A 14,654-nucleotide genomic window follows, 5' to 3' on the forward strand; every position below is an offset into this window, starting at 1 on the left:
CGACACCTCAGCGACCTAAAGGGCCTACAGGCCTGGCGAAGAATTGCACTTAGCAAAAAGCAGGCCCGCTGCCGCTCAACCAGAAGGGCATCACGGGGCACTCGCGTCGAGTGTACTGGCCAATGAGTATCAGCCTTTTCCGAAATGCGACAATTAACTCAGCATTGTGGACGGTCGCGGGTGTAGCGCTCCGCCGGATCCACTGCCGCACCAAGATCGCGCATGGCACTGGCACCGATCAGTAGAGGGTAGCGGAAGGTGCTGCGGTCGGTGAGATTGACTTCGATGGTGCGTTTCTCGTCGCCCAGGCAGATCGGCATCTCGATCACCGGACGCTGCGAATAGGCCACCTCGGCCGGGGCCGGCGCATCCGACTCCTCGCTGCGTTTCTTGATCTCGGCGATGCGGATCAGGGGGTGCTCGTAAAGGGTGTCGTCGGCCCCCTCCACCGCCAGGCGAAAGCGCACCCAATCCTCGCCGTCGCGCTTGAACGGCTCGATATCTTTGGCCGACAGGGACGCGGTCATCGCACCGGTGTCCATCTTGGCCTTGAGGGTCTGGCCCAGGGCGGGCAGTTTGATCAGCTCGTAGCGGCCGTAGAGATCGGGTTGCTGATTGGCCATGGTCGGCAGGCTGACGGCGGCGGCCAGCAGAAGCAGGGCGTATTTCAAAACGGGGCACTCCTGTGCAGGGGAAGTCCCGTTTTCCGACTGCAGCAGGCCCGTGGTGTTCCCCTTGCGGGATTACAAAGGATTACCGCCGGCGTGGCTGGGGCGTGCCGCTCCACAGTTCCTCGAGGTGTTCGAAGCCCCAGGCCGCCGCCGATTCCCGCCCGACGATGCGATCCTGGGCTGTCGGCTTGCTCAGGTCGATCACCACCGGCGGGATCGGCAGCTTCGACTTGGCCAGGAAGAACGCCTTGACCCTGGGCACCAGCAGCGACTTGGCATTCTGCTCCAGCACCACCGCCAGGCGACCGCTTTCCAGGCGCACCAGCGAACCGACCGGGTATATGCCGACGGTCTTGACGAAGGCCTGGAACACGCCCTCGTCGAAGTGCCCCTTCCACTCGGCCATCTTGCGGATCGATTCGGCCGGGTCCCACCCCGCCTTGTAGGGACGATTGGAGGTGATGGCGTCGTAAACGTCGCACACGGCGCCCATTCTGGCGAACAGGCTGATCTGCTCGCCCTGCAGACCATGCGGGTAACCGCTGCCATCGACCTTTTCATGGTGGTGCAGGCAGACATCCAGCACCAGTGCGCTGACCTGCTTGCCGGAGATAAGGATCTCGCCGCCGGCTTCGGGATGGCGGCGCACCGCCGAGAACTCGGCATCGTTGAGCTTGCCGGGCTTGTTCAGCACGTCCTGATCGATCGCCATCTTGCCCACATCGTGCAACAGCCCGGCCAGTCCGGCCTCGCGTACCGCGCCCTCACCGAGACCGAGCTGGCGCGCCAGGGCGATCATCAGCGCACAGACCGCCACCGAATGCATGTAGGTGTATTCATCGGCATGCTTGAGGCGCGCCAGGCTGATCAGGGCGCTGGGGTGGCGCAGCACCGACTCGGAAATCTCCGTGACCAGCGACTCTGCCTGGCCGAAGTCCAGCGCACGCCCCATGCGTGCATCGCTGAACATGCTCAGCACGGCCTCCTTGGAGCGCGCGCAGACCTTGGCTGCGCGTTCCAGTTCGACATCCATGGCGACCACGGGCGGACTGCGCCGGCGCTCTACCGCGGCCATCAGCGTGGCCTCGATCTCCTGCTGCGCCTCGGCCTCGCTGCTGGCCTGGGCCCCGGCTGCGACGTCCAGGCCCTTGCTGACGTCGATCCACAGCTCGCCGATGCTGCTGGCCTGAATGCGCTGCAGGTCCTGCTGCGTCTCGAGCAGAAACTTGGATTTCCAGAACGGATGGTCCATCCATGAACCGCAGAATTCCTGGATATACATACCGACTCGCAGATCGGCCACGGCGATGCGTTTTAACATCGAAACTGTCCACCCAGAGTTGCCGAAGCGCTCCGCCCCGACGGCGCAACAGGGCCGGAGAGAGCGGTTACAGCATCGACACTCCCAAGAGAAATGGCCATAGGCCAGTAGTCGCGATTTTGAGACAAAATCTTCCGGTGCTTATGATGGCCCCTTCGCGCCCGCCAAGGAGTTGATATGCGTCCCCTGCTGACCGGCCTGTTCAATATAGCCCTGCTGCTGACCAATACCCTGCTGCTGATCGGCCCGCTGCTGCTGATCGCCCTGGCCAAGTTCGTGCTTCCCGGCCAGGGCGCACGCGACGCCTGTTCGCGCGGCGTGATGTGGGTGGCCGAGTTCTGGGCAGAAAACTGCAAGCGCATCTTCGCCCTGACCACCCCGACCCACTGGGACATCCGCGGCAACGCCGAGCTGCGCAGCGACCGCTCCTACCTGGTAATCAGCAACCACCAGTCCTGGGTCGACATTCCCGCGCTGGTGCAGGCGTTCAACCGCAAGACGCCCTACTTCAAGTTCTTCCTCAAGCAGCAACTGATCTGGGTGCCCTTTCTCGGCCTGGCCTTCTGGGCGCTGGACTACCCCTTCATGAAGCGCTATTCGAAGGCCTTCCTGGCGAAGAATCCGCACATGCAGGGCAAGGATCTGCAGATCACCAAGGCCGCCTGCGAGAAGTTCAAGCGCCTGCCCGTGACCGTGGTCAACTACCTCGAAGGCACTCGTTTCACCCCGGTCAAGCAGGCGCAGCAGGGCTCGCCCTACCAGTACCTGCTCAAGCCCAAGGCCGGCGGCGTGGCCTTCGTGCTCGCCGCCCTGGGCGAGCAGATCGATGCCGTGCTGGACGTCACCCTGGTCTACCCCGGCAAGCAGGTGCCGGGCTTCTGGGCGCTGCTCAGCGGCCAGGTACCGCGGGTGATCGTCGATATTCAGACACGCGAGCTGGACCCGGCGCTGTGGCAGGGCGATTACGAGCAGGACGGCGAGTTTCGTCAGTACCTGCAGGGCTGGGTGACGCAGCTTTGGCAGGACAAGGATTCCCGTATCGCGCAACTGCGCGCCGAGGCTGATTGAGGCCAGACAGAAAAAGGGAGCCCGCAGGCTCCCGAAAGAAGGCGCGGACCAATGCGCCTAGGCCGTGAAACTGGCGTTGCCCGGATGGAGCCAGGGGGACGCTCCCCGCGACTCTCATCCGGCCAAGGCATCAGGCAGCGCTGAACATCTTGTGCGGGTCGATGACGAATTTCTTCGGCACGCCTGCGTCGAACTCGCCGTAACCGCGCGGTGCGTCGTCCAGGCTGATGACCTGTACGCCGACGATCTCCGCGATGTTGAGGCGATCCCACATGATGGCCTGCATCAGTGCGCGGTTGTACTTCATCACCGGGGTCTGGCCGGTGTGGAAGCTGTGCGACTTGGCCCAGCCGAGGCCGAAGCGGATGCTCAGGCTGCCCATCTTCGCCGCGGCGTCCACCGCGCCCGGGTCTTCGGTGACGTACAGACCGGGGATGCCGATCTTGCCGGCGACGCGGGTGACCTGCATCAGCGAGTTGAGTACGGTGGCCGGGGCCTCGTGCTTGACACCTTCGTGACCATGACCACGGGCCTCGAAGCCCACACAGTCGATGGCGCAATCGACTTCCGGCTCGCCCAGCAGCGCAGCGATCTGCTCATGCAGCGGGGTGTCCAGCGACAGGTCGGCGATCTCGAAGCCCTGCGCCTTGGCATGGGCCAGACGGGCCGGGTTGAGGTCACCAACGATGACCACGGCAGCGCCGAGCAGACGCGCCGAGGCGGCGGCAGCCAGACCGACCGGGCCAGCACCGGCGACGTAGACGGTGGAGCCCGGGCCGACGCCAGCGGTGACCGCGCCGTGGTAACCGGTAGGCAGAATGTCGGACAGGCAGGTCAGGTCACGGATCTTCTCCATGGCCTTGTCGCGATCCGGCAGCTTGAGCAGGTTGAAGTCGGCGTAGGGCACCAGCACGTATTCGGCCTGGCCACCGGTCCAGTCGCCCATGTCGACGTAGCCGTAGGCACCGCCGGCACGCGCCGGGTTGACGGTCAGGCAGACGCCGGTGTGCTGTTCCTTGCAGCTGCGGCAGCGACCGCAGGCGACGTTGAAGGGCACCGAAACCAGATCGCCGATCTGCAGACGCTCGACGTCGCGGCCCTTCTCGATCACCTCGCCGGTGATCTCGTGGCCCAGAACCAGGCCGACCTGAGCGGTGGTACGACCGCGCACCATGTGCTGGTCGGAGCCGCAGATATTGGTGGAAACGACTTTCAGGATGACCCCGTGCTCGATCTTCTTACCACGCGGGTCCTGCATTTTCGGGTAGTCGATCTTCTGCACTTCGACCTTGCCCGCGCCGAGGTAAACCACACCACGATTATCAGACATGCGTAACTCTCCTCTTTCTTGTTGTGGACACAAGACGCGACCGGCGGCCGCGCGGCCTTGCACTGGAGCTTCTTTCGTCTGTTGCCGGACACCGCCGGTAAAACCTGGCAGGGCGGGTTCCGTAGGGTGCGCCATGCGCACCGATGTTCCTGTGTTGACTGCCGGTGCGCGCACCGAATGGCGACCATAGGGTGGGCCTAGCGACGTTCCGCTTCTGCCCATCGAAAAAGCATGTGGGCTGAAGCCCACCCCACGCGACTGCGATTGCCCCTCAGGCGTTGAGCACCACCGTACGGTTGGCGTTGAGGAATACACGGCGGTCGATGTGATAACCGACTGCGCGCGCCAGGGTCAGGCACTCGATGTCGCGGCCCTTGGCGATCAGGTCTTCGGGGTAGTGGGCGTGGTCCACCGCCTCCACGCCCTGGGCGATGATCGGGCCCTCGTCGAGGTGGTCGTTGACGTAGTGCGCGGTGGCGCCGACCAGCTTGACGCCCTTCTGATAGGCCTGGTGGTAGGGCTTGGCGCCCTTGAAGCCGGGCAGCAGCGAGTGGTGGATATTGATCGCCCAGCCGTCCAGCCTGCGGCACAGCTCGGGCGACAGCACCTGCATGTAGCGGGCGAGCACCACCAGCTCCGCGCCGGTCTCTTCGATCACCTGCAACACCTTGCGCTCCTGCGCCGGCTTGTCGGCCGGGTCGAGCGGGAAGTGGTGATAGGGAATGCCGTGCCAGCGCGCCAGCGGCTCGAGATCCGGGTGATTGGACACCACCGCCACCACGTCCATGGCCAGCTGACCAATGCGCTGGCGATAGAGCAGATCGTTCAGGCAGTGGTCGGCCTTGGACACCATCAGCACCACCTTGGCCCGGTAACCCGGCGGGGTCAGCTCGACCTGCATGGCGAAGGGCGCCAGACGCTCGGCCACCCCGGCGCGGAACGCGGCCTCGTCGAACCCCTCCGGCTGGCGGAACTCGACGCGGATGAAGAAGCGCGAGGACAGGCGGTCATCGAACGAATGGTGCTCGGTGACGTAGCAGCGCTGCTCGAACAGAAAGCGCGTCACCGCGTCCACCGTGCCGAGCACGCTCGGGCAGTGGGCGGTGAGGATCCAGGTGTCGGGGGTGCGGCTCATAATAGACTCCGATGATTTTCACCCCTCTCCCGCCTGCGGGAGAGGGGCCTGGGGAGAGGGCCGCCGGAACAACGCAATCCGCTCTTCCCCTCTCCCCAACCCTCTCCCCAAAGGGGAGAGGGAGCCGTTCGTGTCAGCTTCAGGCCTCGACCGCCAACCCATACTCCGCGCTGGCATCCTGCAGCCACAGCCAGAAGTAGTCGGAGAAGCTGCGGCGGACCAGCAGTTCCCAGGTTTCCTCGCCCGTGTGGCGAATCACCAGCTGCGACTTGGCGAACACCGTACCCACCGCCTTGCCCACCGGAAAGTTGCTCGGGTGCACGTCATAGCTGGTGGACTTCATCAGCAGCTCGCGCACCTTGGGCCCGGACAGCTCCAGCAGGGTCTGCCCGCCGCTGACGTTGACCACCGAGATGTGCTGGCCGGCCAGGGCCTCGCGCAGCTTGCGCTCGACCTCGAATTCGCTGCCGCCGGGCACGATCAGCAGCCACTCGTCCGGGCCCAGCCACTGCAGCGAGGTGTCGCCGTTGGCCACCAGGGTCAGCGCCACCGGCAGCTCCAGGCCCAGGGCCTTGTGCACGCCGCCGGCGAAGTCGGCATCGTCGGCGTCGCCACGCAGGACCAGATGGCCCAGCAGCTTCTTCTCGCGCAGCGTCACTCCGGCGCCCTTGCGGCCCTTGCCGGCCAGCTCGTGCAGGCCGGCGTGGTGCAGCGGCGATTGCCCGGCGATGTCGTCGGGGCGTTGCTTGTAGACATTGACGTTAGACATTCTGGCGATCCCCTTTCGGGTCATAGAACACGGGGCTGACGATTTCGGCTTCGATCACGCTGCCATCGGCCAGCGGCGCGAACACGCGCTCGCCGATACGCGACAGGCCACCCCTGACCAGGGCCATGGCGAAGCTGTAACCCATGGCCGCGCTCATGTAGCTGGAGGTGACGTGACCGACCATGGTCATCGGAATCGGCTGCTTGGGATCGAACACCAACTGCGCGCCTTCCGGCAGGACCTTGTTCGGATCCAGCGGCTTGAGGCCGATCAGCTGCTTGCGGTTTTCCTTCAGGCAGTCCTCGCGGTTCATGCCGCGCCAGCCGATCCAGGAGAACGGCTTGGTGCGACCGACGCACCAGCCCATGCCCAGATCGTCCGGGGTGACCGAACCGTCGGTGTCCTGGCCGACGATGATGAAACCCTTCTCGGCGCGCAGCACGTGCATGGTCTCGGTGCCGTACGGGGTCAGGCCGTGCTTCTTGCCCGCCTCGATGATCTGCTCCCACACGCCCAGGGCGTAGTCGGCCTGCACGTTGACTTCGTAGGAGAGCTCACCGGTGAAGGAGATGCGGAACACGCGGGCCGGTACGCCACCGACCTTGCCTTCCTTCCAGCTCATGAAGGGGAAGGCGTCCTTGTCCAGATCGATGTCGGTGACCTCGGCCAGCAGCTTGCGGCTGTTGGGGCCGGACAGGGTCATGGTTGCCCAGTGGTCGGTGACCGAGGTGAAGTACACCTTCAGCTCCGGCCATTCGGTCTGGTGGTAGATCTCCAGCCACTCCATCACGCGGCCGGCGCCGCCGGTGGTGGTGGTCATGACGAAATGGTTGTCGGCCAGACAGGCGGTGACGCCGTCGTCGAAGACCATGCCGTCTTCCTTGCACATCAGGCCGTAGCGGGCCTTGCCCACGTCCAGCTTGGTCCAGGCGTTGGTGTAGACGCGGTTGAGGAACTCGCGCGCATCCGGGCCCTGGATGTCGATCTTGCCCAGGGTCGAGGCGTCGAGGATGCCCACCGCGTTACGCACGGCCAGGCACTCGCGGGCCACGGCGGCATGCAGGTCTTCACCGTTTTTCGGGAAGTACCAGGGACGCTTCCACTGGCCGACGTCCTCGAACTCGGCGCCGTTTTCCAGGTGCCATTTCTGCAGGGCGGTGTAGCGTTTGGGCTCGAACAGCTCGCCGCAGTGACGGCCGGCGATGGCGCCGAAGGTCACCGGAGTGTAGTTCGGGCGGAACATGGTGGTGCCCATCTCACTGATGCTGATGCCCAGCGACTTGGCGGCGATGGCCAGGCCGTTGATGTTGCCCAGCTTGCCCTGGTCGGTGCCGAAGCCCAGCGCGGTGTAGCGCTTGACGTGCTCGACCGACTCAAAGCCCTCACGGGTGGCCAGCTCGATGCCCGCGGCGGTGACGTCGTTCTGTTGATCGACGAACTGCTTCGGCGCACGGGAAGTGCCCTTGTCGTGCGGCACCTGGAACAGCGCGACCGAGGCTTCCTCGATGCGCTTCTCGGCCTTCGGCAGGCTGCCGGTCACGGCCTTGAAGCCGACTTCGGCTGCAGCCTTGGCACCGGCTTCGAAACCATCGGCCAGGGCGTCGCCGAGACCGAACACACCGTTCACGGCACCGGCGCAGTGACGCTTCTGGAAACCTTCACCCGGGACGAAGGCGAGGATGTCTTCACGCCAGATCGGACGCCCGCCCAGGTGCGAGGCCAAGTGCACCACCGGGCTGTAGCCGCCGGAGCTGACGATCAGGTCGCAGTCGACGGTCTCGCCCGGGCTGGTGACCTTGTGCGAGACCAGGTCGATGGCGCAGATGCGCGCACCAGTAACGCGCTTGCTACCGCGCGCCTCGACCACGGCACTGCCGGTGAGTACGCGCACGCCACGCCGGCGCGCTTCTTCGACCCAGCTGCCACGCGGGTTGCTGCGCGCGTCGGCCACGGCCACCACCTGGCGACCGGCGTCGAGCCAGTCGAGCACCACGCGGTAGGCGTAATCGTTGTTGGTCGACAGCACCAGCTTCTGCCCGGGGGCCACGCCGTAACGACGCACGTAGGTCGACACGGCATCGGCCAGCATGTTGCCGGGCACGTCGTTGTTGGCGTACACCAGCGGGCGCTCGTGGGCACCGGTGGCCAGCACCACGCGACCGGCACGCACACGGTGCATGCGCTGACGCGGCTGGCCCATCGGCGCGACTTCACCGAGGTGATCGGTCAGGCGCTGGTGAATGGTGAGGAAGTTGTGGTCGTGGTAGCCGTTGACCGTGGCACGCGGCAGCAGAGTCACTTCCGGCATCTTCTGCAGCTCGGCGATGGCCTTGGCGGCCCAGTCGGCGGCCGGCTTGTCATCGAGCATCTCGCGGGTGGACAGCAGGCTGCCGCCGAACTCTTCCTGCTCGTCGGCGAGGATCACCCGCGCACCGCTGCGTCCGGCGGCCAGGGCCGCAGCCAGACCGGCAGGGCCGGCACCGACCACCAGCACGTCGCAGTGCTGGTTCATGTAGTCGTAGATGTCCGGGTCGTTTTCCTTCGGCGAGCGCCCCAGACCTGCGGCCTTACGGATGTACTTCTCGTAGGTCAGCCAGAGGTTCTGCGGATACATGAAGGTCTTGTAGTAGAAACCGGGCGGCATCATGCCGCCGCCGACCTTGCCGAGAATGCCCATCAGGTCGGTGTTGACGCTCGGCCAGCCGTTGGTGCTGGTGGCGGTCAGGTTCGCGTACAGCGCCTGCTGGGTGGCACGCACGTTGGGGATCTGCGCCGCCTCGGTGGAGCCGATCTGCAGCACGGCATTGGGCTCTTCGGCACCGGCGGCAACGATGCCGCGCGGACGCGAGTACTTGAAGCTGCGGCCGATCACGTCGACGCCGTTGGCCAGCAGCGCGGCGGCCAGGGTATCGCCGGCATAGCCCTGATAGGTCTGGCCGTTGAAGCTGAAGGTCAGGGGCTGGCTGCGGTCGATGCGGCCACCCTGGGCAAGACGATTGACCTGGCTCATGCCGTTACTCCTTGGTCGACGGTCTTCTTCGCGGCAAGCGACGCCTCAGTCACGCTGGGGCGCTCGCCGATCTTGTAGGTTTCGAGAATCTCGTAGCTCACCGTGTGGCGAGTGACGTTGAAGTACTGGCGGCAGCCGGCGGCGTGGATCCACAACTCGTGGTGGATGCCGCGCGGGTTGTCGCGGAAGAACAGGTACTCGCCCCACTCCTCGTCGGTGCAGGCGTTCGGGTCCAGCGGGCGGGCGATGTGCGCCTGGCCGCCGACATGGAATTCTTCTTCGGAACGCAGTTCGCCACAGTGAGGGCAGAAGATGTGCAGCATGGTTGCTACCTCCGGTGAATCTTCAAACCCGCTCGGATGACCGCGCGGGGCAAGCTTGTCTCCCCTCTCCCGCGGGAGAGGGGTTGTGGGAGAGGGGTGCGGTGTCCACCGCTCTACCCTCTCCCGGCCCTTCGGGCCACCCTCTCCGGCAAGCGGGAGAGGGTCATCAGCCGTCGCGCTACGCGCGACCTTTAGTGGGCCACACCGGCTGCGCCGTGCTCGTCGATCAGCGCACCGTTGTGGAAGCGCTCGATGGAGAAGGCCTTGGCCAGCGGGTGCATCTCGCCCTTGGCCAGGCTGGCGGCGAACACGTGGCCCGAACCCGGGGTGGCCTTGAAGCCACCGGTGCCCCAACCGCAGTTGAAGTACAGGTTCTTCACCGGCGTCTTGGCGATGATCGGGCAGGCGTCCGGCGTGGTGTCGACGATGCCGCCCCACTGGCGGTTCATGCGCACGCGCGAGAGCACCGGGAACATCTCGACGATGGCCTGCAGGGTGTGCTCGATGGTCGGGTAGGAGCCGCGCTGGCCGTAGCCGTTGTAGCCGTCGATGCCGGCGCCGATGACCAGGTCGCCCTTGTCCGACTGGCTAATGTAGCCGTGTACGGCGTTGGACATGATCACGGTGTCGATGATCGGCTTGATCGGCTCGGAGACCAGCGCCTGCAGCGGGTGCGACTCCAGCGGTAGGCGGAAGCCGGCGAGCTTGGCCAGGTGCCCGGAGTTACCGGCAGCGACCACGCCGACGCGCTTGGCGCCGATGAAGCCCTTGCTGGTTTCCACGCCGATCACCGCACCGTTTTCCTTGCGGAAGCCGATCACTTCGGTCTGCTGGATCAGGTCGACGCCCAGGGCGTCGGCGGCACGGGCGAAGCCCCAGGCCACGGCGTCGTGACGGGCCACGCCGCCACGGCGCTGCAGCGAGGCGCCGAGAATCGGGTAACGGGTGTTCTTCGAGCAATCCAGGTAGGGGATCATCTCCGCCACCTGCTTGGCGTCCACCACCTCGCCATCGATGCCGTTGAGGCGGTTGGCGCTGACGCGGCGCTCGATGTCACGCATGTCCTGCAGGGTGTGGCCGAGGTTGAACACGCCGCGCTGGGAGAACATGACGTTGTAGTTCAGGTCCTGCGACAGGCCTTCCCACAGCTTCATCGCGTGCTCGTACAGGTGCGCGGACTCGTCCCACAGGTAGTTGGAACGCACGATGGTGGTGTTGCGCGCGGTATTGCCGCCGCCCAGCCAGCCCTTCTCGACCACGGCGACGTTCTTCACGCCGAACTCCTTGGCCAGGTAATAGGCGGTGGCCAGGCCGTGGCCGCCACCGCCGACGATGATCACGTCGTAAACCGGCTTGGGCGTTGGATTACGCCACATGCGCTGCCAGTTCTCATGGTGACTGAACGAGTGCTTGAACAGGCCGAAGCCGGAATAACGTTGCATGGGCATGCTCCAGGGTTCTACTCCCCTCTCCCGCTTGCGGGAGAGGGGCCGGGGGAGAAGGTTGGCTTAGCGATACACCGGGTAGTCCGCGCACAACCCGGCCACCAGCTTGGCCACCTGCGCCTCGACATCGGCATCGCCGAGGTGGTCGAGGATGTCGCAGATCCAACCGGCCAGCGCCTGGCACTGGGCGACCTTGAAGCCGCGGGTGGTCACCGCCGGGGTACCGATGCGGATGCCCGAGGTCACGAACGGCGACTGCGGGTCGTTCGGCACGGCGTTCTTGTTCACGGTGATGCCGGCACGACCGAGCGCGGCGTCGGCCTCCTTGCCGGTCAGGCCCTGCTTGATCAGGCTGAGCAGGAACAGGTGGTTGTCGGTACCGCCGGACACCACCTCGTAGCCACGCTCGATGAAGACCTTGGCCATGGCCTGGGCGTTGTCGATGACCTGCTGCTGGTAAGCCTTGAACTCGGGCTCCATGGCTTCCTTGAAGCACACCGCCTTGGCCGCGATCACGTGCATCAGCGGGCCGCCCTGAGCGCCGGGGAACACGGCGGAGTTAAGTTTCTTCTCGATCTCCTCGTTGGCCTTGGCCAGGATCAGGCCGCCACGCGGACCGCGCAGGGTCTTGTGGGTGGTGGTGGTGACCACATCGGCGAAGGGAATCGGGTTCGGATACAGGCCAGCGGCAACCAGACCGGCGACGTGCGCCATGTCGACGAACAGGAGTGCACCGACCTTGTCGGCGATGGCGCGAAAACGCGGGAAATCCAGGGTCTTGGAATAGGCGGAGAAGCCGGCCACGATCATCTTCGGCTTGTGCTCCACGGCCAGGCGCTCGACCTCGTCGTAGTCGATCAGGCCGGTGGCGGGGTTCAGCCCGTACTGCACGGCGTTGTACAGCTTGCCCGAAGACGACACCTTGGCGCCGTGGGTCAGGTGGCCGCCGTGGGCCAGGCTCATGCCGAGGATGGTGTCGCCGGCATTGAGCAAGGCCAGGTAGACGGCGCTGTTGGCGGACGAGCCGGAGTGCGGCTGAACGTTGGCGAAGTCGGCGCCGAACAGCTGCTTGGCACGATCGATGGCGAGCTGCTCGACCTTGTCGACATACTCGCAGCCACCGTAGTAGCGCTTGCCCGGGTAGCCCTCGGCGTACTTGTTGGTCAGGCCGCTGCCCTGCGCTTCCATCACGCGCTGGCTGCAGTAGTTTTCCGAGGCGATCAGCTCGATGTGCTCTTCCTGACGGCGTTCTTCCTGATCGATCGCCGCGAGCAACTCGTCGTCGTAACCCTGAATCTGATCTTGCTTGCTGAACATCTCGGTTCTCCTGCGGCGCCTGTGGGCGGCGGTCTTGGACGGACGGGCCGGCAAGGCCCTGTGCAGCGATGGTAGGGCCGCCCCTGCCCCCTCAAATGCCTGCCAACGCCGCGAGAGCATTCGTTTGCGACATGGCCTTGTCGCAAATAGGCGCCTGGCTTCCGGGGCCTGCCTTGGCGCCGGATAACGGGGGGAAGCCGAGGCCCCCCGTCGGGCGCGCCGGGAAGTCCGATACAAGGCGGTTTTCGTATATTTATCAAACAGTTAACAAGAAGGATCATGCACAGAAGAGGTGCATCAAGCTGTGCATAAGCTGTCAGCACATGGCTGCAGCCAGGAAGCGGCGGGGGCTTGCGTCGATTGCTCGATAATTGTCCAGGCTCGCTGCACGGGACTTATCCACTCGTGAAACGACGGACGGGGCAGAAGGCGCTGGGGATATGCACAGAAGGTGTGGACGAAACTGTGCATAGACTGTTCGGCGCAGGCCACAGCCCAGAAGCACCGAGGCTTTCCGGGGAGCGAACAAAAAACGAACAGAATCAGAGGGTTGCGTCAGGCTTGTGCACAAATCTTGGGGGCATTGCTGTGCATTGCCTGTGGACATCCGGCGCCACGCCAGGGCCCACGGGGCCCCGGCGCAGATGCATGCGTTCTGCTCAACCGACTGTCACGGCTTGAGCTTGTCGCCACAGCTGCTGGATGCGTTCATCATGCGTTGCTGCATGGCGGGATCCGGCGGCGACTGACGGCTCATTTCCTGCAACTCGGCCTCGGTGAATTCCTGACTGACCTTGGTGGCCGCGCAGTCGCAATAGGCACGCAGCTGTGGCTCCTCGTAGCCTGCCGGGGCGCCGGCCACGCACTGCTGAACGAACTCGTTCTTGGCCTGCGCCGACCACTCGGCAGCGCTGACGGGAAGCGCCACGGCCAGCGGCAGGGCAACGGCGAGCAGGTGACGATAAGTCATATGAAACTCCTTCTCTGATTGCGAAAGAGGGCCGATTGCCGACCCTAGAAGTGTGAGCCCGGCAGGACCCGCCGAGTTCCATTCCCTGGCCGAACGGTTGTTCACGACCGGACCGGCCAGTACGCATCGACACAACAAGTCGTCGCCGCAGCGGACGTCTGCCACTGCGGCCACGGAGTAAAGTGACCCCTTTGCCGGCAGATTCGCCGGCCGGCTTTTCAGAAGGAACGCGCCAATGCCCGACAATGCCCAGCAATTTGCCAGCGACAACTACTCCGGCATCTGTCCCGAAGCCTGGGCCGCCATGGCCGAGGCCAACCAGGGCCACCAGCGCGCCTACGGCGACGACGAATGGACGGCGCGTGCCGCCGATCACTTCCGCCGCCTGTTCGAGACCGACTGCGAAGTGTTCTTCGCCTTCAACGGCACTGCCGCCAACTCCCTGGCCCTGGCCTCCCTGTGCCAGAGCTACCACAGCGTGATCTGCTCGGAGACCGCCCACGTCGAGACCGACGAATGCGGCGCGCCGGAGTTCTTCTCCAACGGCTCCAAACTGCTGCTGGCCAGGACCGAGAACGGCAAGCTGACGCCGCAGGCCATCCGCGAAATCGCCCTCAAGCGCCAGGACATCCACTACCCGAAACCGCGCGTGGTCACCCTGACCCAGACCACCGAGGTCGGCACTGTGTACCGCCCGGAAGAAGTCCGCGCCATCAGCCAGACCTGCAAGGAGCTCAATCTCAACCTGCACATGGACGGCGCGCGCTTCTCCAACGCCTGCGCCTTCCTCGGCTGCAGCCCGGCCGATCTGACCTGGAAGGCCGGCGTCGACGTCCTGTGCTTCGGCGGCACCAAGAACGGCATGGCCGTGGGCGAGGCGATCATCTTCTTCAACAAGGCGCTGGCCGAGGACTTCGACTACCGCTGCAAGCAGGCCGGCCAGCTGGCCTCGAAGATGCGCTACCTGTCCGCGCCCTGGGTGGGCATCCTGCAGGACGACGCCTGGCTCAAGTACGCCAACCATGCCAACCGCTGCGCGCAACTGCTCGCCGAACTGGTGGCCGATGTCCCCGGCGTAAGTCTGATGTTCCCGGTCGAAGCCAACGGCGTGTTCCTGCAGCTGTCGGAACCGGCCATCGCCGCCCTCACCGCCCGCGGCTGGCGCTTCTACACCTTCATCGGCGCCGGCGGCGCGCGCTTCATGTGCAGCTGGGACACCGACGAGGCGCGCGTGCGCCAGCTGGCGGCCGATATCCGTGAGGTGATGAGCGCCTGAAGCCGGCCCGGCTGGCGCC

12 protein-coding genes are annotated in these 14,654 nt (G+C 65.2%); 2 read left to right on the forward strand and 10 right to left on the reverse strand.

Features of this window, described 5'->3' with window-relative positions; genetic code table 11:
* Positions 1–158: 158 nt before the first annotated feature.
* Positions 159–671 (reverse strand): retropepsin-like aspartic peptidase RloA2, encoded by a 513-nt coding sequence (gene rloA2 / locus L1F06_RS22350; protein WP_129482526.1) that lies wholly within the window; start codon positions 669–671, stop codon positions 159–161.
* Positions 672–753: 82 nt separating this feature from the next.
* Positions 754–1,992: an HD-GYP domain-containing protein gene (locus tag L1F06_RS22355; protein ID WP_129482525.1), complete on the reverse strand. Its 1,239-nt coding sequence runs from the start codon at positions 1,990–1,992 to the stop codon at positions 754–756.
* A gap of 177 nt (positions 1,993–2,169) precedes the next feature.
* Here L1F06_RS22355 and yihG point away from each other — a divergent pair, with 177 nt between their 5' ends.
* Positions 2,170–3,060, forward strand: a complete 891-nt coding sequence (gene yihG, locus L1F06_RS22360) for a 1-acylglycerol-3-phosphate O-acyltransferase, YihG family (RefSeq protein WP_129482524.1) — start codon at positions 2,170–2,172, stop codon at positions 3,058–3,060.
* Between the two features lie 130 nt (positions 3,061–3,190).
* Here yihG and fdhA read toward each other — a convergent pair whose 3' ends face one another.
* The 8 genes from fdhA to L1F06_RS22400 all read right to left on the reverse strand — a co-directional run bounded on the left by fdhA (position 3,191) and on the right by L1F06_RS22400 (position 13,359).
* Positions 3,191–4,390, reverse strand: a complete 1,200-nt coding sequence (gene fdhA / locus L1F06_RS22365; RefSeq protein WP_129482523.1) for a formaldehyde dehydrogenase, glutathione-independent — start codon at positions 4,388–4,390, stop codon at positions 3,191–3,193.
* Positions 4,391–4,661: 271 nt separating this feature from the next.
* Positions 4,662–5,525, reverse strand: a complete 864-nt coding sequence (gene purU / locus L1F06_RS22370; protein ID WP_004373713.1) for a formyltetrahydrofolate deformylase — start codon at positions 5,523–5,525, stop codon at positions 4,662–4,664.
* 139 nt (positions 5,526–5,664) lie between these two features.
* The gene (locus L1F06_RS22375; protein WP_004373715.1) at positions 5,665–6,294 is read right to left on the reverse strand and encodes a sarcosine oxidase subunit gamma; all 630 of its coding nucleotides are present in this window, start codon (positions 6,292–6,294) and stop codon (positions 5,665–5,667) included.
* Positions 6,287–9,304: a sarcosine oxidase subunit alpha gene (locus L1F06_RS22380; protein WP_129482522.1), complete on the reverse strand. Its 3,018-nt coding sequence runs from the start codon at positions 9,302–9,304 to the stop codon at positions 6,287–6,289. Before L1F06_RS22380 ends, L1F06_RS22375 begins: the two co-directional genes overlap by 8 nt.
* On the reverse strand, positions 9,301–9,627 hold the full coding sequence (locus L1F06_RS22385; protein ID WP_012019958.1) for a sarcosine oxidase subunit delta: 327 nt from the start codon (positions 9,625–9,627) through the stop codon (positions 9,301–9,303). Before L1F06_RS22385 ends, L1F06_RS22380 begins: the two co-directional genes overlap by 4 nt.
* Positions 9,628–9,818: 191 nt before the next feature.
* On the reverse strand, positions 9,819–11,069 hold the full coding sequence (locus L1F06_RS22390; RefSeq protein ID WP_004373722.1) for a sarcosine oxidase subunit beta family protein: 1,251 nt from the start codon (positions 11,067–11,069) through the stop codon (positions 9,819–9,821).
* 66 nt (positions 11,070–11,135) lie between these two features.
* Positions 11,136–12,389, reverse strand: a complete 1,254-nt coding sequence (gene glyA, locus L1F06_RS22395; RefSeq protein ID WP_004373724.1) for a serine hydroxymethyltransferase — start codon at positions 12,387–12,389, stop codon at positions 11,136–11,138.
* Positions 12,390–13,059: 670 nt separating this feature from the next.
* The gene (locus L1F06_RS22400) at positions 13,060–13,359 is read right to left on the reverse strand and encodes a hypothetical protein (protein ID WP_004373726.1); all 300 of its coding nucleotides are present in this window, start codon (positions 13,357–13,359) and stop codon (positions 13,060–13,062) included.
* Positions 13,360–13,594: 235 nt separating this feature from the next.
* Here L1F06_RS22400 and L1F06_RS22405 point away from each other — a divergent pair, with 235 nt between their 5' ends.
* Complete coding sequence (locus L1F06_RS22405) at positions 13,595–14,635, forward strand: threonine aldolase family protein (protein ID WP_004373730.1); 1,041 nt, start codon at positions 13,595–13,597, stop codon at positions 14,633–14,635.
* Positions 14,636–14,654 lie beyond the last annotated feature (19 nt).

The sequence above is a fragment of the Pseudomonas hydrolytica genome (assembly GCF_021495345.1).
GTDB lineage: Bacteria > Pseudomonadota > Gammaproteobacteria > Pseudomonadales > Pseudomonadaceae > Aquipseudomonas > Aquipseudomonas hydrolytica.